General features: G+C 60.0%; 20 protein-coding genes. 6 read left to right on the forward strand and 14 right to left on the reverse strand.

Features of this window, described 5'->3' with window-relative positions; all coding sequences use genetic code 11:
* Positions 1 to 97: 97 nt before the first annotated feature.
* The 9 genes from ACA055_RS06100 to ACA055_RS06140 all read right to left on the reverse strand — a co-directional run bounded on the left by ACA055_RS06100 (position 98) and on the right by ACA055_RS06140 (position 10,753).
* A complete protein-coding gene (locus ACA055_RS06100) occupies positions 98 to 862 on the reverse strand; it encodes an ABC transporter ATP-binding protein (protein WP_497682802.1) in 765 nt (254 codons plus the stop codon).
* 13 nt (positions 863 to 875) lie between these two features.
* On the reverse strand, positions 876 to 1,994 hold the full coding sequence (locus tag ACA055_RS06105) for a succinylglutamate desuccinylase/aspartoacylase family protein (protein ID WP_497682803.1): 1,119 nt from the start codon (positions 1,992 to 1,994) through the stop codon (positions 876 to 878).
* A 12-nt stretch (positions 1,995 to 2,006) separates the two neighbouring features.
* Complete coding sequence (locus ACA055_RS06110; RefSeq protein WP_497682804.1) at positions 2,007 to 2,717, reverse strand: ABC transporter permease; 711 nt, start codon at positions 2,715 to 2,717, stop codon at positions 2,007 to 2,009.
* Positions 2,714 to 3,442 carry an ABC transporter permease gene (locus ACA055_RS06115; RefSeq protein ID WP_497682805.1) on the reverse strand — a complete coding sequence of 243 codons (729 nt, stop codon included), beginning with the start codon at positions 3,440 to 3,442 and terminating at the stop codon, positions 2,714 to 2,716. Before ACA055_RS06115 ends, ACA055_RS06110 begins: the two co-directional genes overlap by 4 nt.
* A 56-nt stretch (positions 3,443 to 3,498) precedes the next feature.
* Positions 3,499 to 4,281 (reverse strand): transporter substrate-binding domain-containing protein, encoded by a 783-nt coding sequence (locus ACA055_RS06120; protein WP_497682806.1) that lies wholly within the window; start codon positions 4,279 to 4,281, stop codon positions 3,499 to 3,501.
* A gap of 310 nt (positions 4,282 to 4,591) precedes the next feature.
* On the reverse strand, positions 4,592 to 6,280 hold the full coding sequence (locus ACA055_RS06125; RefSeq protein WP_497682807.1) for an ATP-dependent DNA ligase: 1,689 nt from the start codon (positions 6,278 to 6,280) through the stop codon (positions 4,592 to 4,594).
* Positions 6,277 to 7,311 (reverse strand): ligase-associated DNA damage response exonuclease, encoded by a 1,035-nt coding sequence (locus ACA055_RS06130; RefSeq protein ID WP_497682808.1) that lies wholly within the window; start codon positions 7,309 to 7,311, stop codon positions 6,277 to 6,279. The genes ACA055_RS06125 and ACA055_RS06130 overlap by 4 nt, the downstream gene beginning before the upstream one ends.
* A gap of 199 nt (positions 7,312 to 7,510) precedes the next feature.
* Positions 7,511 to 9,961 (reverse strand): penicillin acylase family protein, encoded by a 2,451-nt coding sequence (locus ACA055_RS06135; protein WP_497682809.1) that lies wholly within the window; start codon positions 9,959 to 9,961, stop codon positions 7,511 to 7,513.
* 147 nt (positions 9,962 to 10,108) lie between these two features.
* A complete protein-coding gene (locus tag ACA055_RS06140; RefSeq protein ID WP_497682810.1) occupies positions 10,109 to 10,753 on the reverse strand; it encodes a glutathione S-transferase N-terminal domain-containing protein in 645 nt (214 codons plus the stop codon).
* A gap of 146 nt (positions 10,754 to 10,899) precedes the next feature.
* Between ACA055_RS06140 and ACA055_RS06145 the strand changes: the two genes are divergently transcribed.
* Complete coding sequence (locus tag ACA055_RS06145) at positions 10,900 to 11,457, forward strand: cysteine hydrolase family protein (protein ID WP_497682811.1); 558 nt, start codon at positions 10,900 to 10,902, stop codon at positions 11,455 to 11,457.
* 202 nt (positions 11,458 to 11,659) lie between these two features.
* On the opposite strand, the gene ACA055_RS06150 is transcribed toward ACA055_RS06145, so the two are convergent.
* From ACA055_RS06150 to ACA055_RS06165, 4 genes are all read right to left on the reverse strand, one after another.
* Positions 11,660 to 11,869 (reverse strand): SEC-C metal-binding domain-containing protein, encoded by a 210-nt coding sequence (locus ACA055_RS06150; RefSeq protein ID WP_064676164.1) that lies wholly within the window; start codon positions 11,867 to 11,869, stop codon positions 11,660 to 11,662.
* Positions 11,866 to 12,360 (reverse strand): LEA/WHy family protein, encoded by a 495-nt coding sequence (locus ACA055_RS06155; protein WP_497682812.1) that lies wholly within the window; start codon positions 12,358 to 12,360, stop codon positions 11,866 to 11,868. The genes ACA055_RS06150 and ACA055_RS06155 overlap by 4 nt, the downstream gene beginning before the upstream one ends.
* A 61-nt stretch (positions 12,361 to 12,421) precedes the next feature.
* Positions 12,422 to 12,898: a YchJ family protein gene (locus ACA055_RS06160; RefSeq protein ID WP_497682813.1), complete on the reverse strand. Its 477-nt coding sequence runs from the start codon at positions 12,896 to 12,898 to the stop codon at positions 12,422 to 12,424.
* A gap of 4 nt (positions 12,899 to 12,902) precedes the next feature.
* Positions 12,903 to 13,400, reverse strand: coding sequence for a DUF6231 family protein (locus ACA055_RS06165; protein WP_497682814.1), 498 nt, complete (start codon positions 13,398 to 13,400; stop codon positions 12,903 to 12,905).
* Positions 13,401 to 13,589: 189 nt separating this feature from the next.
* Here ACA055_RS06165 and ACA055_RS06170 point away from each other — a divergent pair, with 189 nt between their 5' ends.
* The 4 genes from ACA055_RS06170 (at position 13,590) to ACA055_RS06185 (ending at position 16,266) form a co-directional block, all read left to right on the forward strand.
* On the forward strand, positions 13,590 to 14,285 hold the full coding sequence (locus ACA055_RS06170; protein WP_497682815.1) for a PA1041 family peptidoglycan-binding anchor lipoprotein: 696 nt from the start codon (positions 13,590 to 13,592) through the stop codon (positions 14,283 to 14,285).
* A 90-nt stretch (positions 14,286 to 14,375) separates the two neighbouring features.
* Positions 14,376 to 15,089 (forward strand): PA1041 family peptidoglycan-binding anchor lipoprotein, encoded by a 714-nt coding sequence (locus tag ACA055_RS06175; RefSeq protein ID WP_497682816.1) that lies wholly within the window; start codon positions 14,376 to 14,378, stop codon positions 15,087 to 15,089.
* Positions 15,090 to 15,236: 147 nt separating this feature from the next.
* Positions 15,237 to 15,515 carry a DUF1145 domain-containing protein gene (locus ACA055_RS06180; protein WP_497682817.1) on the forward strand — a complete coding sequence of 93 codons (279 nt, stop codon included), beginning with the start codon at positions 15,237 to 15,239 and terminating at the stop codon, positions 15,513 to 15,515.
* Entirely contained in the window at positions 15,508 to 16,266 is a 759-nt protein-coding gene (locus ACA055_RS06185; RefSeq protein ID WP_497682818.1) for a collagen-like triple helix repeat-containing protein, read from the forward strand. Before ACA055_RS06180 ends, ACA055_RS06185 begins: the two co-directional genes overlap by 8 nt.
* Positions 16,267 to 16,372: 106 nt before the next feature.
* Here ACA055_RS06185 and ACA055_RS06190 read toward each other — a convergent pair whose 3' ends face one another.
* Positions 16,373 to 16,837 carry a CopD family protein gene (locus ACA055_RS06190; RefSeq protein WP_497682819.1) on the reverse strand — a complete coding sequence of 155 codons (465 nt, stop codon included), beginning with the start codon at positions 16,835 to 16,837 and terminating at the stop codon, positions 16,373 to 16,375.
* 98 nt (positions 16,838 to 16,935) lie between these two features.
* Here ACA055_RS06190 and dinG point away from each other — a divergent pair, with 98 nt between their 5' ends.
* Positions 16,936 to 19,080 carry an ATP-dependent DNA helicase DinG gene (dinG, locus tag ACA055_RS06195; protein ID WP_497682820.1) on the forward strand — a complete coding sequence of 715 codons (2,145 nt, stop codon included), beginning with the start codon at positions 16,936 to 16,938 and terminating at the stop codon, positions 19,078 to 19,080.
* The last annotated feature ends 51 nt before the right edge of the window (positions 19,081 to 19,131 follow it).

Consider the following 19,131-nt stretch of genomic DNA (forward strand, 5'->3'; position numbering starts at 1 on the left):
GGGAGCGGGCTTGCTCGCGAAAGCGCTGTGTCAGTCGACTTCAATGTTGAATGTGACTCAGCTTTCGCGAGCAAGCCCGCTGCCACAGGGGCGTGTCTTACTTCAGGTTACCGCTCAGGAACTGCTTCAACCGCTCACTCTTCGGATTACCCAACACATCCTCCGGCGCACCTTCTTCCTCCACCAAGCCCTGATGCAGGAACAGCACCTGGCTCGATACCTTGCGCGCGAAGCTCATTTCGTGGGTGACCATGATCATGGTCCGGCCTTCTTCGGCCAGGCCCTGGATCACTCTGAGTACTTCACCCACCAGCTCTGGATCGAGCGCCGAAGTCGGTTCGTCGAACAGCATGACTTCCGGTTCCATGGCCAGCGCGCGGGCAATCGCTACACGCTGCTGCTGGCCGCCCGAGAGAAACGCCGGGTATTGGTCTGCCACGCGCGCCGCCAGTCCGACTTTGTCGAGGTAACGGCGGGCGCGGTCTTCGGCTTCTTTCTTGTCGCAGCCCAGCACCCGGCGCGGGGCCATGGTGATGTTTTCCAGCACCGTCATGTGGCTCCATAGGTTGAAGTGCTGGAACACCATGGCCAGGCGGGTGCGGATCCGTTGCAGTTCATCGGGGTCGGCCACGTGGATGCCGTGGCGATCCTTGGCCATGCGGATGTCCTGGCCGTCGAGGCTCATGCTGCCTTCGTTGGGTTGTTCGAGAAAGTTGATGCAACGCAGGAAGGTACTTTTACCCGAGCCGCTGGCGCCGATCAGGCTGATCACGTCGCCAGTGTTGGCCTTGAGCGAAACGCCTTTGAGCACATGATGATCGCCATAGCTTTTGTGCAGGCCTTCGATGGTCAGTTTGTACATGGGACATGCATCCTCAAGGCGAAAGTAGGTAGCCGCTGCGATAGGCTTCGGTGCCCGCGACATGGGCAATCACCATGCCGGCAGTGGCCATGCGGCGCAGCGAACGGGCGTACATCAACCCGGCGGCGGTGCAATGAACGGGGGTGACGCGATCATGGATCGGGTCAATGATTTCGGCGATCAGTTGCCCGGCTTCCAGGTATTGCCCCGGTAGCGCAGTGAACACCAGCAGCCCACCGACGGGCGTTGCCACCGGTTCTACACCGGCCAGCGGCGTGGCCGGGAAGGGCAGGTCGGGCAGGGGCGCCGGTTCGCCTGCAATGGCGCCGAAGTGAGTCAGGTAATCGATCAGCGCCTGGCCATCGAGGCTGGCCAGCGGGTGATTGACGTCGCCCTGGCCACGCAGTTCGACGGTGACCGAAAAGCTCCCCAGTGGAATGTCGAATTGCTCGCCGAAGCGTTCTTTCAACTGCCACCACAGCAGCGTGAAGCATTCGTCGAACGACTGGCCGCCGGAATCAGTGGCCAGCAGGCTCGCTTCGGCACCGATGTAGCGGGCCAGCGGCTCGACTTGAGGCCAGGCCTCGGGCGTGGTGTAGAGGTGCGCGACGGCTTCAAAATCGCAATGCAGGTCCAGCACCATTTCCGCATCGCACGCCAGCCGTTGAAGCACCAGACGCTGGGATTGCAGTTGCGTGGCGGCGGTCTGCCGAGCCAGCGCATTGCGCAGGCTGCTGCGGATCAGTTCGAGGTTGCGTTGCGCATCGTCGCCGAGCTGGCCTTCGATTTCGTTGCCGACCTCTTCGCTCAGGTCGACGAACCAGCGATTGAAGTTCTGCCCGCTTTCCAGGTCGTAGCGGCCCAGCGGCACATCCATCAGCACCTGTTCCAGGCCGACCGGGTTGGCCACCGGCACCAGCACGATTTCGCTGCGCAGGCGGCCGGCGGCTTCCAGCTCTGCCAGACGTTGCTTGAGATGCCAGGCCACCAGCATGCCGGGCATTTCATCGGCGTGCAGGGAAGCCTGGATGTAGATCTTGCCTTGGGCCGACGTCGGCCCGAAGTGGAAGCTGTGGATCTGTCGTGCGGTCCCCGGCAGCGGGGCCAGCAGGTCATGTATCTGGTGGCGCATTTGCAAAATGTCCTAGTGGGTCGGCCCGAGGAAGGCCAGCCATCGGTGTTCGGCGAGACGGAACAGGCCGACCAGCGCAAAGGTAATGGTCAGGTAGATCAGCGCGGCGATGCCGAACGACTGAAAGGTCAGGAAGGTCGCCGAGTTGGCGTCCCGAGCGACTTTCAGGACATCCGGGATGGTCGCGGTGAACGCCACGGTGGTCGAGTGCAGCATCAGAATCACTTCGTTGCTGTAATAAGGCAACGAGCGACGCAGGGCCGAAGGCATGATCACGTAGGCATAAAGCTTCCAGCCTGTCAGACCATAAGCCTTGGCTGCCTCGACTTCACCATGGGCCATGCTGCGAATCGCCCCGGCGAAAATCTCCGTGGTGTACGCGCAGGTGTTCAGGGCGAAAGCCAGGATGGTGCAGTTCATCGCATCGCGAAAGAACGCATCAAGTACAGGTTGGGCGCGTACGGCGGCCAGGCTGTAGATCCCGGTGTAACAGATCAGCAGCTGAATATAGAGCGGCGTTCCGCGAAACAGGTAGGTGTAGAACTGCACCGGCCAACGGATATAGAAGGTCGGCGAAACCCGGGCAATGGACAGCGGAATCGACACCAGAAAACCGATAAAGATCGACGCGCTGAGCAGCCACATGGTCATGGCCAGGCCGGTGATGTTGTAGCCGTCGGTATAAAGGAAGGGTCTCCAGTATTCCTGCAAGAGCTCAATCATCGTACGGCCTCCCGGGATCCGGCGGCGTAGCGGCGTTCGAGCCAGCGCAGAACGACGTTGGACGCACTGGTGATCAACAGGTAAATCAGCGCGGCCAGCACCAGGAAGTAAAACAGTTGGTAGGTGCTTTTACCGGCGTCCTGGGCAGCCTTGACCAGGTCGGCGAGGCCGATGATCGACACCAGCGCGGTGGCCTTGAGCATCACCATCCAGTTGTTGCCGATACCCGGCAGGGCAAAACGCATCATCTGCGGGAACACCACGATTCGAAAACGTTGACCGCGCTTGAGGCCATAAGCAGTGGCGGCTTCGACCTGGCCTCGTGGTACTGCGAGGATCGCGCCACGGAAGGTTTCGGTGAAATACGCACCATAAATGAAGCCCAGGGTGATGACCCCGGCGCTGAACGGGTTGATCTCGATGTATTCCCATTCCATGAAATCGGTAAAGGTCGTCAACCAGGTTTGCAGGCTGTAGAAGATCAACAGCATCAGCACCAGGTCCGGCACGCCGCGGATCAGCGTGGTGTAAAGCTGGGCCGGGATCCGTACCAGTTTGACTTTTGACAGCTTGGCACTGGCACCGAGCAAGCCGAGCAAAACGGCCAGCAACAGTGACAACACCGATAATTTGATGGTCATCCAGGTGCCTTCCATCAGCAACGGACCGAAGCCCTTGAGGCTGAAGGCTGAGAGCCCCAGATTTTGTAGTAGGTTTTCGAACATAAATCAGCAACCTGATCGGATGAAAAAAGCGCCCATCGCGAGATGGGCGCCGGGCATTATTTGCCGCTGTACAGATTCAGATCGCCAAAGTGTTTCTTCTGAATGGTGGCGTAGGTGCCATCGTCGTGTAACGCTTTGATACCTTTATTCAAAAGGGCCTTGAGGTCGTTGTTACCTTTAGAGATACCGATAGCTGTTTTGGACGGCAGCAATTCGCTGTCGACCGGCTTGCTGACTTCGTAGCCTTCGCCTTTTGGCGACTTCAGGAAGCCCAGTTCGGCTTGCAGCATGTCTTGGATTGCCGCGTCGAGTCGGCCGGACATCAGGTCGGAATACACCTGATCCTGGTTCTGATAGGCCTGGGTTTTCACGCCAGCCTTGTCCAGCACGGCTTTGGCGTAGGCTTCCTGAATGGTGCCTTGCTCGTAACCGACAGTTTTGCCCTTCAGCGAAGCGGGGTCTGCGGTCAGGCCGGAACCTTTCTTGAATACGTAGGCGGTTGGGCCGGAGAACAGCTCGTCAGAGAAATCGATGACTTTTTCGCGAGCCGGGGTGACGGTCATCGAAGAGATCACACCGTCGAATTTATTGGCCTTCAGGCCCGGAATCATGCCGTCGAAATCGCTTTCGACCCATTTGCACTTGACCTTCAGCTCGGCACAAATTGCGTTACCCAGATCGATGTCGAAACCTACCAGGCTACCGTCGGCCGCTTTGGACTCGAATGGAGCGTAGGAAGGGTCAACGCCAAAACGCAATTCTTTGTATTCCTTGGCCAGCGCGGAGCCGGCAGCCATGCACAACGCCAGTGCAGAAAGGGTCAGCAATGCTTTTTTCATTATTCAATCCCTAAAAACCAATATGAGCGCTTGTGGCGCAGAATTATTGTTACTGGAAAGCGTAAGACCTAATGAAAGTAGCAATTTCCGAACCAGAGTGCCGAACAAGCGTTTAAAAGGTGATTCAAGAAATGGCTGAGCGGGATTTATGCACGAAAACGGGCAGGGTGAAAAGACCGCACCAATTCGGTTCAGAGTGGCACAAATTCCTGTGGGAGCGGGCTTGCTCGCGAAAGCGGTGGGTCAGGAATATTTATATCGACTGACACGGCCTCTTCGCGAGCAAGCCCGCTCCCACAAGGAGATCGGGTTAGCCCAACAAATCCTGCAGCGTTCCCAGGTTGTCAGCCTCTTCGACCGACTTGTCCTGCCGCCAGCGCAACATCCGCGGAAACCGTACCGCAATCCCGCTCTTGTGCCGTTTGGACAGTGCAATGCCTTCAAACCCCAGTTCAAACACCAGGCTCGGTTTCACACTGCTGACCGGGCCGAATTTTTCGACGGTGGTCTTGCGCACGATGCTGTCGACCTGGCGCATTTCTTCATCGGTGAGCCCGGAATAGGCCTTGGCGAACGGCACCAGCGTCCGTTCGCTGGCGTCGGGCGGGGCGTCCCAGACGGCGAAGGTGTAATCGCTGTAGAGACTGGCCCGGCGACCATGGCCACGTTGCGCATAGATCAACACTGCGTCGACGCTGAACGGGTCGACTTTCCATTTCCACCAGACGCCCATGTCCTTGGTCCGCCCGACGCCGTACAGCGCGTCCCGGGCCTTGAGCATCATGCCTTCGACACCCAGTCGGCGAGACGCTTCCCGTTGGCGGGCAAGGTCGAACCAATCTTCACCGGTCAATACCGGCGAGGGCAGTAACACCGGGTTTGCGCAGGTGGCAATCACCTGTTCCAGCTGCGCGCGCCGCGTGGCCTGAGGCTGGTTGCGCCAGTCTTCGCCGTGCCATTCCAGCAGGTCGTAGGCGAGGACAACCACCGGCACCTCATCGAGGATCTTCTTGTCGAGGGTTTTACGACCAATGCGCTGTTGCAGCAGGGCGAACGGTTTCACCGACGGTGCGGCAGGCGATTGTGGATTGAAGGCGTCCGCTGTTTCGGGGCGGGCGGCTTTCCATGCAACGATTTCGCCGTCGATGACCGTGCCGTCGGGCAAACAGTGAACCAGGCTCTCGAGTTCGGGAAAGCGCTCGGTGACCAGTTCTTCACCTCGCGACCAGATCCACAGACGCCCGCCGCGCTTGACCACTTGGGCGCGAATGCCGTCCCACTTCCATTCCACTTGCCAGTGGCTGGCCGGGCCGAGCAAGGCTTCGAACTGTTCAACCGGTTGCGACAGCGCGTGGGCGAGAAAAAACGGATAAGGCTGGCCGCCGCGTTGGGCATGTTCATCGGACGATTCGGCGGCGATCAGCTTCAAATAACTGGCCGCACTCGGGCGGTTAGACAGATCGGTATAACCCACCAGCCGCTGGGCCACGCGTTTGCTGTCCAGGTGCGCCATGGAAGCCAATGCGCGGGTCACCAACAATTTGGAAACCCCGACGCGGAAACTGCCGGTGATCAGTTTGATGCACAGCATCAAGCTGGGGCGGTCCAGTTGCGACCACAGTTTGGGCAGCCGTTCGGCGAGTACTTCAGGGGATTCGCCACGCAGTGGCAGCAGTTTGTCTTCGATCCACGCCGCGAGTCCGTCGCTGGAGGTATGAGGCGTTTCGGGCAGTACCAGCGAAATGGTTTCCGCCAGATCGCCGATGGCCTGATAACTTTCTTCGAACAACCATGGCGACAGCCCGGAAAACTCCACGGCGAGCTCGCGCAGGATGCGCACGGGGACCAATTGCCGAGGTCGCCCGCCGGACAAAAAGTACACCGCCCACGCGGCGTCTTCCGGCGCAGCCTCGGTGAAGTAGTGTTGCATCGCCGCCAGTTTGGCGTTGCTTGAGGTCGTCGCGTCGAGTTCGGCGTACAACTCGGCGAAGGCCTTCATGGCAGCACCTCGGCGCTTTCAGGTTCGACGGCTGGAATTTCTTCTTCATCGTCACCGTATTCGGTGCTGAAACTCATGGCATCGAGACCTTGTTCGCGCAGGTGGCGCACTAATATTCCGACTGAGCCATGGGTGACGATTACTCGTTCGGCGCCGGTCTGTCCGATGGCCCAGAGCAAACCTGGCCAGTCGGCATGGTCGGACAGCACGAAGCCACGGTCCACCCCGCGCCGCCGTCGCGTGCCGCGCAATCGCATCCAGCCGCTGGCGAAGCCATCGCTGTAGTCGCCGAAGCGCCGCATCCAGGTGCTGCCGCCAGCCGAAGGAGGGGCCAGGACCAACGCTCTGCGCATCATGGGGTCACTCTTTTGGATGTCGCCGGCATAGATCGTTGGCGGTAAATAAATGCCTGCCTCGCGATACACCCGGTTGAGCGGTTCAACGGCGCCATGCACCAGAATGGGGCCGAGGCTGGCGTCGATGCCGTGGAGAATTCGCTGTGCCTTGCCGAACGAATAGCAGAACAGCACGCTGGTTTTATCGACAGCGGCATTGGCTTGCCACCACTGGTTGATCTCGGCAAACACCTGCGCCTGGGGCTGCCAGCGATAAATCGGCAGGCCGAAGGTCGATTCGGTGATGAAAGTGTGACAACGCACCGGTTCGAAAGGCGCGCAGGTGCCGTCGGGTTCGATCTTGTAATCCCCCGAGGCCACCCAGATTTCACCGCCATATTCCAGCCGCACCTGGGCCGAGCCAAGGACATGACCGGCAGGATGAAAACTCAGGGTGACACCCTGATGGGTCATCGTCTGCCCGTAAGGCAGGGTTTGCAGGTTGATGTCCGCGCCCAGGCGAGAGCGCAGGATGCCCGCGCCGGGTGCGGCTGCCAGGTAGTGCCGGTTGCCGGTGCGCGCATGATCGCCGTGGGCGTGGGTGATCACCGCGCGCTCGACGGGTTGCCAGGGGTCAATATAGAAATCCCCGGCAGGGCAGTACAAACCTTCGGGACGAGCGATAACAAGGTCCATGTTTGTTACCAAAATGGGGGTACTTGTTAGCTATGAGGTTTGCGCGAGGCGAGAAGTTCTATCGATTTTTATAGAAAAAAACGCCATGCAAATGTGGGAGCGGGCTTGCTCGCGAAAGCGGTTTAACTGACACATTAATTGTGAATGTGTCGCCGTCTTCGCGAGCAAGCCCGCTCCCACATAGGGTGGTGTTGAGCCCTTACTTGCCCGGTGTCAGGGTCAAGCGCGTCTTGCCGTAGACCTTGTCAAAGTTCTGCGGCTGCATCGGCAAGCTCATGTACTGACCCTTGAGCCACGGATCGACGCTGTCCAGATAGTTCGGGCTGGCCGGGTTGCCGGACTGGCCGGTGCCGTTCTGGCCCATCAGCGGTTCAGCCTGGCCGAAGTCGACGATAAAGCGCATCGCCGGCGCCAGCGTGGTGTTGAAGTCCTGGCCCCAGGCGAACGCCGCGGTGTTCAGCGTGGTGTGATCGCCGCCCGCCGGCAGCGGACCGCGCACGGTCTGGCCGCTGGCATTCTTCCACTCATAGCGGTGCAGTTTGCCCCACTGCCAGGCCTTGTGATCGCCGCCCAACTGGCTGTCGCCAGCACTGATCGCCGCTGCCAGGCTACGGGCGATGATCGCCGGTTTGTCTTCTTTTTGCGGCGTGCGCGCGTCATCCCAGAACGGGCTGTCCTCACGGCCCAGCAGGTGATCAGCCTGTGCGGCGTAGGACAACTTACCGTTGGCGATAAAGGCTTTCCACGCCGGGCTGCTTTCCGGGCCGAGTTCATCGAGGAAAATCTGCCGGGTGCTTTGCTGCAGGAACAGTTCGTAAATAGCTGCGTCGGCGGAGGTCGGGCTGAGTTTGCCGTCGAAGGCCATCAAACGCGTGTAAGCCTCGCGCGCCTTGCCACGATCAGCCTCGGGCAGCGCTTCGATGGCTTTTTTGAGTGGCTGGGACATGCCCGGCGCTTCGAACATTTTCTTCAGTTTGGCGGCGAAGGTGGTGGTCTGGTCGTACTGCATGGCGATCAGGCTGCGCGTGTCGTGTTTGCCCACGCTGGCCAGTTCCGCCATGCGTTCGCCACGTTCCGGTGCCGACCAGGAATTCGACAGCTGCATGCCGTAACCATCGGGAATGACCCGCTGGTTGGCGGTGCCGAGCCAGCCTTGGGCCGGGTCCTGGTCATAGGGGTGGAGCATCGGGTCGGCGTAACCATCCCAATCGTAGCGACCTTCCCAGCCCGGCGACGGCAGCAGGCCTTCGCCTTCGCGACGATTGGGATAGCGACCGGTAACCTGCCAGCCAATGTTGCTGGCGTCGGCAAAAACCAGATTCAGCGTAATCGCGCGGATTTCCCGACTGGCATCCGAAGCTTTCTCGACGTTCTGCGCCCGGGACAGGTCGAAAAACGCGTCCAGGGTCTTGTCGTCGGTGAAGTTCGGCGTCTGCAAGGCTAGGCCGAAACCATTGGCCATGGTCATGCCCTGGGCGCTGTTGAGCAGCGGCCCGTGGCGAGTTTCGTACACCACTTCGCGAATCGGCCGCTGGCCTTTGACGAAGTAGGTTTCATTACGGACGATGGCTGGCTGCCATTTGCCGCCCGTTTCGTAGGAAAGACCGTTGCCCTGACGTTTGATTTTTTCCAGGAACAGGTCCTGGTTATCGCCCATGACCGACGTCATGCTCCACGCCACTTTGCCGTTGAAACCGCCCAGCACCATCGGCAAACCGGCAATGGTGACGCCGGAGGCTTGGTATTTCGGCGCGCGAATCTGCACGTAACTGAACAGCGAAGGCACGCCCATTGGCCCGTGGCTGTCGCTGGCGAGCAGGCTTTTACCGCTGCGGCTGCGCTGCGGGGCGATTGCCCAGTTGTTCGAGGACGTGGCGCCCAACAGATTCAGATCGGACAGTTGACCAGTGGCTTTGCTGATTTCGGTCAGCCCCGGGATTTGCCCGGCAAGCTTGATGCCCTGAAGTTTCTCGGCTTCGGCCACTGGCAATTTTTCGTCGGGAGTGGACGGCGTCAGCCACGGGAGTTTGTCGGTGGTGACGGTCTGGGCCAGCACCAGCGAAGCAATTTCTTCCGGCAAGTTGGCCGACTGGCTGAAATTCAACAGGCAGAAAATCAGCGCCGAATCTTCCGGCTTCCAGTATTCAGGCTTGTAGCCGCTGGCGACGAGGTCTGCCGGCAATTTGTCGCGGAAGCGGAACAGGTAGGCGTTGACCCCGCGCGCATAGACTTCGAAAAAGCGCTTGAGGCGTGGCGAAGACGCCTTGTACAGCTCGCCGGCGTTTTTCTTCAGGTTGACCGCTCGCATGTAGCGGTCGGCGTCCAGCAGGTCGGCGCCGGACATTTCCGCCAAACGGCCCTGGGCCAGCAGACGCAAGGTAACCATTTGCGTGATGCGGTCGCTGGCGTGCACGTAGCCGAGGGCGAACAGTGCGTCGTGGAAGCTGTTGCTTTCGATCAGCGGCATGCCCATGGCATTTCGGCGAATGGAAACGTTCTGCGCCAGTCCCTTGAGCGGCTGCACACCGGAGGTCGGCGGGAGGGTGTCCTGGGTGTTCCAGGTCTGACAACCGGTCAGGCTCAAAACACCGGCCACTGCTGCGGCAACGCCGAACCGGGGAAGAAAATGTGTGAGGGCTGGCGAGGCCATGGCAAAGCTCCTGCGGGGGTAGCGTCAGTAAAGGCGCTACGTTAGTGAGCAGGAGGTGGGTGCGCAAGCGGGGTATCGGGTTATTTCAGGATTTTGTCTGTCGCTGATCGTTCCTACGCTCTGCGTGGGAACGATCAGCGGTGAGGGTCAGGATTTCGGCGGGTTGATCTTATCCACCAGCGCATACGCCTTCACCGTCGCCGGGCGGTTCTGGATGTGGTTGAACCAGCGCAGCACGTTGGGGAAGTCTTCCAGGTTCTGGCTCTGCCACTTGTGGGAAACGATCCACGGGTAGATCGCCATGTCGGCAATGCTGTATTCGCTGCCGGCGACAAACTCGTTGTTGGCCAATTGTTTGTCGAGCACTCCATACAGACGCGCGGTCTCGTCGATGTAGCGCTTGATCGCGTAGGGAATTTTCTCCGGGGCAAACTGGCTGAAGTGATGATTCTGCCCGGCCATCGGCCCCAGGCCACCCATTTGCCAGAACAACCATTGCAGCGCTTGCTGGCGACCACGCAGGTCCTTGGGCAGGAACTTGCCGGTTTTCTCCGCCAGGTACAGCAAGATGGCTCCGGACTCGAACAGTGCCAGCGGTTCGCCGTTATCGACCGGCTCATGATCGACGATGGCCGGGATCTTGTTGTTGGGGGAGATTTTCAGGAATTCGGGTTTGAACTGGTCGTTCTGGCTGATGTTGATCGGGTACACGTTGTACGGCAGGCCGGCTTCTTCCAGGAATATCGAGATTTTGTGGCCGTTGGGGGTGGTCCAGTAATACAGGTCGATCATGGAGTACTCCAAATCAAGAGACGTCGTTACTTGCGGACAGCAAACGCCGGCATCAGGTCGTCCTGTTTGCGTTCGATAGCTTGCCTGTAGGAAGAGGTGATGCTGAAGTGAGTGAAATTCAATGACACAGCATGAGAAAAGTCGGCATGGAGCTCAAGACGAACGCGGCGCTGATCATCATCGATCAACAAAAAGGCATCCTGCATCCCAGGCTCGGTCGCCGAAATAATCCCCAGGCCGAGGCGCGCATGCTGGAGTTGCTGGGGCATTGGCGTGGCACCGGGCGCCCGGTGATCCACGTGCAGCATCTGTCTCGTTCCCCAGACTCGGTGTTTTGGCCAGAGCAATCAGGGGTGGAGTTTCAACAGCGATTCCAACCAATGGCTGGCGAACAACTGATTCAGAAGCAGGTGCCGGATGCGTTTTGTTCGACGGGGCTGGAGCAGCGATTGCGAGGGGCGGGGATCGAGCAGTTGATCATTGTCGGTGTGGCGACTCACAACTCGGTGGAATCCACGGCGCGCACGGCCGGCAATCTGGGGTTTGAAGCGTGGGTGGTGGAGGATGCGTGCTTTACCTTCGACAAGGCCGATTACTTCGGCAACGCGCATTCGGCCGAGGAAGTGCACGCGATGTCTTTGGGTAATTTGCATGGCGAGTACGCCACTGTCATCAGCTGCGCGCAGATATTGAAGGCCGACTGAAATCCCGTGGGAGCGGGCTTGCTCGTGAAGGCGGTGTGTCAGTCGACATTAACAGTGGATGTCAGACCGTATTCGCGAGCAAGCCCGCTCCCACATTGGATCTGCTGTAGACACAAAATGTATGTCTGGCACAGATCGAGTGTGGGAGCGGGCTTGCTCGCGAATTCGATTCAACAGACGAAGAAGTTCTCCGCCCGCAGCATCAAGCGCCGTGGCACTTCTTGAATTTCTTGCCGTTGCCGCACGGGCAAGGGTCGTTGCGACCGACGTCTTTCAGGGCGTTGCGCACCGGTTCCTGATGGGCGTGGCCGCAGTTCGGGCCGTGGACATGGCCATGGTCGTGATCATGGTGCTCGTGATGGTCATGATCGTGGTTGCAGTCAGGGCCATGGACATGGGGTTGCTGTGTCATCGGGTTTGCTCCGGAATTAAATCGGCGGGGATTATCACGCCATTACGCGCCAGGTGCACGTAGTGCGCGATGAATAAACCGGTTTCCAGTTCACCTTCCAGACGATAGGGAATGGGTTGGTCAGGTTTTTTCAGCATCTTCACCAGATCCCGTACCTTGGGCCACAGGTTAGTGCGGATCGGCACCTTGAAGTAGGCGCTGCGGTTGGGACCGACCGAGAACCAGTGTTCGTGCTCGCCTTCGGTCAGCAGCAGGTCGCCGAGGTGAATCCGGTATTCGAGACCGCGCACCGTCAGCTCGCTGTCGTTGGGGTTGTCGACGCGAAAGTGCAGCAGGAATTTCTGCTCCAGCAACTTGGCCTGGACGACTTCGACCCTGACCAGATGGACTGCGGGGTCGGGCTGATCGTTGCTGAACCATGACACACAGCCGCCGAGCCCGAGAAACAGGAGCAGGGTCAGCATCTGCAAGGCACGCCGCTGGGTGGCCATGGTGATGTTCCTCCCTTATAGCAGCTGGCAAAGCCTGCGTTTGGCAGCTGCTACAGGTCACTCAACTGCCGAAATACCCCGCGCAACACTTCTTGAATTTCTGTCCGCTGGCGCACGGGCAGGCATCGTTGCGCCCGGCCTTGAGGGGTACGGTGGGGTCAATGAAATACCAGTGGCCGGCGTTCTGCACGAACGACGAACGCTCGCGGTGGCTGTGTTCGCCGCTGCCGTCGTGCCAGCGCGCGGTGAAGGTCACGAAGGCGTGTTCCGGCTGACCTCCCAAGACTTCGGAGCTTTCCACGTCAAGACCCAGCCAAGTGCTTTGGGCGCTCCAGTCACTGAGGGACTGACGATCAAGGCCGGCCTGTTGCGCGGGCAGGGTGGTCGCCACCAGATAGTCGATCAGGCCCAGCACATAAGCGCTGTAGCGCGAACGCATCAACGCTTCGGCGCAGGGGGCTGGATGCCCCGAATGGTAATGACCACAGCAGGCCTCGAGCAGGGTGCCGCTGCCGCACGGGCAAATGGATGTACTCATTGCATTACCACCAGTATTTCCCGAAGTTTTCCGGATTGGCCCAGAAACGCGAGTTGAGCCAGTCGGGTACCTGTTTGTAGTCAAGCAGATCATAGGTGAATAGGGTCAGCACCTGTTCATCGCGCTGGAAACGTTCGCTGGCTTGCAGGGCCAGGGAGAAAAAATCAGTCTCCTGCCAGCCGCTGGCCGGCAAGTCCGCCAGCACCGCGATGCGACTGGCATTCAGGTTTCGAATCCCGCCTAACAGGTTAAGGCCATCGCGCTTGGGTAAATGTTCCAGGCAATCGACCACCAGCGCCAGATCGAACCGGCGTGCCGCCAGTTCGGCAGGCAGCGGCCCGGGTGCCGCGTGAGCGACACAGGTGTCGGGGTGAGCCAGCTTGAACGCCTCCAGTGCCGGAAACTCACTGGCACCGATCAGCAACAAACGCGCGGGTGCGTAACGGTCCAGCAAAGCGGCCAGCGCCTGCTGGGGCGTGCGAGAAGAAATACCTGCAATCATCGAAGATCCTCAATCAGAGCGCCAAGACTAGCCTGCTCGCAGGTTCGGGCCTAGAGCGTCTTACCGCAAAATGCAGCGAACTCCCGCGAACACAGGACGAAACAGCAATGGCCTATTGCTGGCGGAGATTAAAACTCGGGTCTTTACTACCTGAATCGGTTTCAAGCCGATCCCTCAGGAGAAAACTAGATGAGCATAGTTCGGACAGCATTACCCTTGGTTCTGCTAACCAGTGTGTTGACTGGTTGCGCAGGTTTGCAGAAAACCGACTGGCCGACCTGTGCGGCAGTCGGTGGTGTCGTGGGTGCAGGGCTTGGCGCTACCGAGGCCTCGTCATGGGCGGGGTATGGCGCGCTGCTCGTCGGCGGCACGGCTGCGGCCTATTGCTGGGTTCACGGTGATGGCGATGAAGACGGCGATGGCGTGCCGGACAGTCGCGACAAGTGCCCGGGCACGCCTAAAGGCGTGAGGGTCGATGCCGATGGTTGCCCTCCACCGGTGCCTGCACCTGTTGTCGAAGAGGTCGTGGTGGTCAAGGAAGAAGTCATTGTTATCCGCGATGTGCACTTCCAGTTCGACAAAGCCACACTGACCCCTTCCGATAAAGATGTACTCAACACAATCGCCACTCGCCTGAAACAGGAATCCAGCACCGCCCAATTGGCCGTGACCGGTCACACCGACAGCGTGGGCAGTGATGCCTATAACCAGAAACTGTCGGACCGTCGTGCGCACTCGGTGGTCGAGTACCTGATTTCCCAAGGCGTGCCACGCAGCAGCTTCGTGTCTGTCGCCGGTGCCGGTGAAAGCCAGCCAGTGGCGGATAACAAAACCGCTGACGGCCGTGCGTTGAACCGTCGCACGGAAATCAAAATCAACCGCTAGGCCCCTCGCACTCTGCGGCTTGTGCAGTCGCGGAGTCGGGTCTTTACTCCTGTGTAACCGGCATTGGCCGGTAACACAGGAGGTTTCACCATGAGCGTTCTCACACGGACCGTCTTGCCGGTTCTGCTGCTTGGCAGCGTGTTGACCGGTTGCGCTACCCACAGCGATGGCACTGCTCCTCTCAATCAACGAACCTGGCCGATCTGCAGCGTAATCGGCGGGCTGGTCGGTGGAGGCCTTGGCGCGATCCAGAGTAGCGGTTGGGCGGCCGGCGGAGCAGCGCTCGGAATCTTGACCGGTGGCTTGATCTGTTACGCCCAGGACGGCGACGAAGACGACGATGGCGTCTTCGATCGACGTGATCGTTGCCCAGACACGCCCGCCAATACCCCCGTCGAACATCACGGTTGCCCGCTGCCGCAGTACCCGCCCAGCGTAAGCCCTGTCGTACCTGCGCAACCCGAAGTCATCACCCTGTCCAGCGACGTGCTGTTTGCCTTCAATAAGTACGAACTGAGTCCCGCCGCGCAGAGTCAGCTGGATTCGATGATGGCCAAACTGCAAAGCGCCGATGTGGTGGGCATCAAGGTGATCGGCCATACCGACAGCGTGGGCGACGACGCTTATAACCAGGCATTGTCGGAACGACGCGCCAGCAGCGTGGCGGCCTATCTGTTGCGCCGGGGCCTGGCGCCCGACAAACTCACCAGTGAAGGCAGGGGTGAGAGTGAGCCGGTGACCGAAAACGATACAGAGGAAGGGCGCGCGCAAAACCGTCGCGTGGAGTTGCACGTCAATCGCTGAGTCGCGAGATAGAGCCGTCGGGCAACGATTTCGGTTGTTCTGGCGGCTATTCGGCGATCTTCATGAAGAATTTTCAGTTGCCCTCTGGCTTATCCCGCGTGGATGCCGGTACTGTGCGCGCAAAGAATAATTCTCATCGGGGGGCGTATGAAGGTGTTTTGGGGGTTCTGGAAGCTGTTGACCCTGCTGTTCTGGCTGGTGGTGCTGGCCAATCAGCTCATGCCGTTTATCAATCCTCTGCATCTGTTGGTCGATCTGGCCGGCGCCTTGCTGGCGTTTATCCATCTTCTTGAGGCGGTGTTCTGCTTCCGTAGCCTCAGAGGCCGCGCTCACCCTTGGCGTGATCGCTTGAAGATCCTGTTTTTCGGCGTTTATCACCTGCAAACCATCCCGGCTCCGACCGCATCGAAGGCTTCCCATGCGTAAACTCTGTCTGCTCGCTGCATTTATCAGCCCATTGGCCTGCGCGCAGGTGGTGAGTGTCGAAACCAACTCCTTGATGCGCTTGCCCAACACCGCCAGCACCTTGCAGCTGGAACGCCTGGAAGTCGCCGACTACGGCACTTTGTTGATTCCCTCGAACGTGACTGAAGTGACGGTCGGCGAATTGCACCTTGGCCGTGAAGCGCGGATCGCCATCGTGCCCAGCGAACAGGCGCTGGAGCTGAAGGTCAGCCGTGCCGAATTGTCCGAAGGCAGCCAGATTACCGCGCGCGGTGCGCCGGGGACTTATCTCAAGGCCGCCCGTTCCGGCCGTAACCTGAATTTGCAGATCAAGACACTGAACGCGCCGCAATTGTCGGTAGATGCTCGCGGTGGCGCGGGCGCACCGGGTTTTGTCGGTCTCGACGGCGCCAACGGTCAGGCCCCCGGTTGTACCTGGGGCCAGGCCGGTCGCGGTGCCGATGGCAGTAATGGCAGCGACGGACAGCCGGGTGCGCCCGGTGCGCTGGTTCGATTGGAAGTGCCGCGGGATTACCCGGCAGAACAGATCAAGGTCCAAGTGGCCGGCGGTGCTGGTGGCGTGGCCGGGCCTGGCGGTAAACCGGGGGCGGGCGGCAAGGCCAAGGGCTGCTTCGTGTACAAGGCTGATGGCGGCAAGAGCGGGCGCCCTGGCACCGATGGCCAGCCGGGGCCAGCGGGTGCAACGGGTTCGGTGACTGTTCAGCGGTTGTAATCAGCTTCTGAAATATGTGTCGTCTAGTCGATTGTCTTCGCGGGCAAGCCCCGCTCCCACAGGGTTTCAATGATCCATTGTGGGAGCGGGCTTGCCCGCGAAGCTTTTAGAACATAGGCCGAGCAGCAGCAATCGCCACCAGCACCATCCCGACAATCAGATTGACCCCCACCAACTTGCGAATTCTCCCCAGCACCGCAGCACCGGTCGGCCAATCCTGCGCCGCCACCGCCGTGCGCAATTCCGGCAACATCAATGCCTGAATCCGGATAAACAGCGCCGTCATCACCACGTACAACCCCATCATCACCTGCACGTAATTCGGCGCGGTTTCAAAACCGGTGTATTGCAGATGAATCATGCCCACGCCGCTGATCGGCAAAAGCACCACCGCGATCCAGACCCAACGGAAAAAACCTTGAAACACTTCTACCCACAGCTTCAATCGTGCAGGGCCTTCCAGAGCCTTCATTGCTGCGGGGCGCAAGACCATCCAAGCGAAAAACATGCCGCCGACCCACACCAGGGCGGACAGGACATGCAGGGTGTAAACAAGGCCAAAAGGTGTCATTGAGATACTCCGTTCTGCGCGGGATTAATTAGCGGGGTATGATAGCGGCCGATCCGAACCACTGAAAATTTATCCAGCGTTTTTTGCGCCGACAATCCATGATCAGCACCGAACTCAAAACCACGATCCAGGGCGCCTACTCGCGTTTTCTCGAAGCCAAGAGCCTCAAGCCGCGCTACGGCCAACGCCTGATGATTGCCGAAATTGCCAAAGTCCTCGGTGCCATCGACACCGACGACGAAGGCCGGCGCAGTGGCGACCCCGCGATTGTCGCGGTGGAAGCCGGCACCGGTACCGGTAAAACCGTGGCCTACAGCCTGGCAGCGATCCCCACTGCAAAGGCCGCGGGCAAACGCCTGGTGATCGCCACGGCCACCGTGGCCCTGCAAGAGCAGATCGTCTACAAGGACTTGCCCGACCTGATGCGCAACAGCGGGCTGAATTTCAGCTTTGCCCTGGCCAAGGGGCGCGGGCGCTACATGTGCCTGTCCAAGCTCGACATGCTGCTCCAGGAAGGTCACGCGCAAACCGCCACGGCGCAGTTGTTCGAAGAAGAAGGTTTCAAGATCGAAGTCGATGAGGCCAGCCAGAAGCTGTTTACCAGCATGATCGAGAAGCTGGCCGGCAATAAATGGGACGGCGACCGCGACAGTTGGTCCACCGCCCTGGAAGACGCCGATTGGGCGCGCCTGACCACCGATCACAGCCAGTGCACCAACCGCCATTGCCCGAACTTCGGCCAGTGCGCCTTCTACAAGGCCCGCGAAGGCATGGGCAAGGTCGACGTGATCGTCACCAACCACGACATGGTTCTGGCCGATCTGGCATTGGGTGGCGGCGCGGTCCTGCCGGACCCGCGCGACACCATCTACGTGTTCGACGAAGGCCACCACCTGCCGGACAAGGCCATCGGCCACTTCGCTCACTACACGCGCCTGCGTTCCACCGCCGACTGGCTGGAAACCACCGCCAAGAACCTCACCAAACTGCTGGCCCAACACCCGCTGCCGGGGGACCTGGGCAAGTTGATCGAACAGGTGCCGGAGCTGGCACGGGAGATCAAGACCCAGCAGCAGTTCATGTTCACCGCCTGCGAACAGGTCGCCGATTTCAAACCCGGCGAAGACGTCGAAGGTCGCGAGCGACCGCGTCACCGTTTCGTCGGCGGGGTGATTCCCGAGCACATGCGTGAAATGGGCATCGAGTTGAAGAAAGGCTTTGCCCGTCTGACCGACCTGTTCACCCGGCTCACTGAATTGCTCAAGGAAGGCATGGACGGCGAGGTCAACATCGGCATCGCCAGTAACCAGGCCGAAGAGTGGTATCCGCTGTTCGGCAGCCTGTTGTCCCGATCTTCGGGCAATTGGGAGTTGTGGGGCGCGTTCACCGCTGAAGACCCGGAAGACAACCCGCCCATGGCCCGCTGGCTGACCCTGGCAGAAAGCGGTTCGCTGTTCGACATCGAGGTCAACGCCAGCCCGATCCTCGCGGCGGAAATGCTCCGGCGCAATCTGTGGAACGTGGCTTACGGGGCATTGGTGACTTCGGCCACGTTGACGGCTCTCGGCACGTTCGACCGCTTCCGCATGCGCGCCGGGCTGCCGAAAAAAGCCGTGACCGCCGTGGTCCCGAGCCCGTTCCATCACGCCGACGCCGGTGTGCTGCGGGTGCCGGACCTGAAAGCCGATCCCCGTGATGCGCCGGCACACACCGCCGCAATCATCCGCGACCTGCCGCAACTGGTGGAAGGCTCGCGCGGTACGCTGGTGCTGTTTTCTTCGCGTAAACAGATGCAGGACGTGTTCGACGGCCTGGATCGCGACTGGCGCAAGCAAGTGTTCATTCAAGGCAACCTGTCGAAACAGGAAACCCTGAACAAGCACAAGGCGCGGGTCGATGGCGGGGATTCCAGCGTGCTGTTCGGCCTGGCGAGTTTCGCCGAAGGTGTCGATTTGCCAGGTGCGTATTGCGAACACGTGGTGATCGCCAAGATTCCGTTCTCTGTGCCCGATGATCCGGTCGAGGCGGCCCTGGCCGAATGGATCGAAGCCCGGGGCGGCAATCCGTTCATGGAAATCTCGGTGCCGGATGCCTCGCTGAAACTGGTCCAGGCCTGCGGTCGCTTGCTGCGCACCGAAGAAGACCGCGGCACCATCACCTTGCTCGACCGGCGCCTGGTCACTCAGCGTTACGGCAAAGCGATCCTCAATGCGTTGCCTCCATTCCGTCGTGAAATTTCCTGAAACAGGGCTGGGCATTTTTGCCCGCCCCGTTGTCTATCTCACAGCCACCGC

It is taken from the genome of Pseudomonas sp. LBUM1657 (genome assembly GCF_059716075.1).

What these genes read in the sequence shown, in the direction of transcription:
- ACA055_RS06100 (WP_497682802.1), bottom strand. Translation starts at nt 862, where the DNA reads ATGTACAAACTGACCATCGAAGGCCTGCACAAAAGCTATGGCGATCAT.
- ACA055_RS06105 (WP_497682803.1), bottom strand. Translation starts at nt 1,994, where the DNA reads ATGCGCCACCAGATACATGACCTGCTGGCCCCGCTGCCGGGGACCGCA.
- ACA055_RS06110 (WP_497682804.1), bottom strand. Translation starts at nt 2,717, where the DNA reads ATGATTGAGCTCTTGCAGGAATACTGGAGACCCTTCCTTTATACCGAC.
- ACA055_RS06115 (WP_497682805.1), bottom strand. Translation starts at nt 3,442, where the DNA reads ATGTTCGAAAACCTACTACAAAATCTGGGGCTCTCAGCCTTCAGCCTC.
- ACA055_RS06120 (WP_497682806.1), bottom strand. Translation starts at nt 4,281, where the DNA reads ATGAAAAAAGCATTGCTGACCCTTTCTGCACTGGCGTTGTGCATGGCT.
- ACA055_RS06125 (WP_497682807.1), bottom strand. Translation starts at nt 6,280, where the DNA reads ATGAAGGCCTTCGCCGAGTTGTACGCCGAACTCGACGCGACGACCTCA.
- ACA055_RS06130 (WP_497682808.1), bottom strand. Translation starts at nt 7,311, where the DNA reads ATGGACCTTGTTATCGCTCGTCCCGAAGGTTTGTACTGCCCTGCCGGG.
- ACA055_RS06135 (WP_497682809.1), bottom strand. Translation starts at nt 9,961, where the DNA reads ATGGCCTCGCCAGCCCTCACACATTTTCTTCCCCGGTTCGGCGTTGCC.
- ACA055_RS06140 (WP_497682810.1), bottom strand. Translation starts at nt 10,753, where the DNA reads ATGATCGACCTGTATTACTGGACCACCCCCAACGGCCACAAAATCTCG.
- ACA055_RS06145 (WP_497682811.1), top strand. Translation starts at nt 10,900, where the DNA reads ATGGAGCTCAAGACGAACGCGGCGCTGATCATCATCGATCAACAAAAA.
- ACA055_RS06150 (WP_064676164.1), bottom strand. Translation starts at nt 11,869, where the DNA reads ATGACACAGCAACCCCATGTCCATGGCCCTGACTGCAACCACGATCAT.
- ACA055_RS06155 (WP_497682812.1), bottom strand. Translation starts at nt 12,360, where the DNA reads ATGGCCACCCAGCGGCGTGCCTTGCAGATGCTGACCCTGCTCCTGTTT.
- ACA055_RS06160 (WP_497682813.1), bottom strand. Translation starts at nt 12,898, where the DNA reads ATGAGTACATCCATTTGCCCGTGCGGCAGCGGCACCCTGCTCGAGGCC.
- ACA055_RS06165 (WP_497682814.1), bottom strand. Translation starts at nt 13,400, where the DNA reads ATGATTGCAGGTATTTCTTCTCGCACGCCCCAGCAGGCGCTGGCCGCT.
- ACA055_RS06170 (WP_497682815.1), top strand. Translation starts at nt 13,590, where the DNA reads ATGAGCATAGTTCGGACAGCATTACCCTTGGTTCTGCTAACCAGTGTG.
- ACA055_RS06175 (WP_497682816.1), top strand. Translation starts at nt 14,376, where the DNA reads ATGAGCGTTCTCACACGGACCGTCTTGCCGGTTCTGCTGCTTGGCAGC.
- ACA055_RS06180 (WP_497682817.1), top strand. Translation starts at nt 15,237, where the DNA reads ATGAAGGTGTTTTGGGGGTTCTGGAAGCTGTTGACCCTGCTGTTCTGG.
- ACA055_RS06185 (WP_497682818.1), top strand. Translation starts at nt 15,508, where the DNA reads ATGCGTAAACTCTGTCTGCTCGCTGCATTTATCAGCCCATTGGCCTGC.
- ACA055_RS06190 (WP_497682819.1), bottom strand. Translation starts at nt 16,837, where the DNA reads ATGACACCTTTTGGCCTTGTTTACACCCTGCATGTCCTGTCCGCCCTG.
- dinG (WP_497682820.1), top strand. Translation starts at nt 16,936, where the DNA reads ATGATCAGCACCGAACTCAAAACCACGATCCAGGGCGCCTACTCGCGT.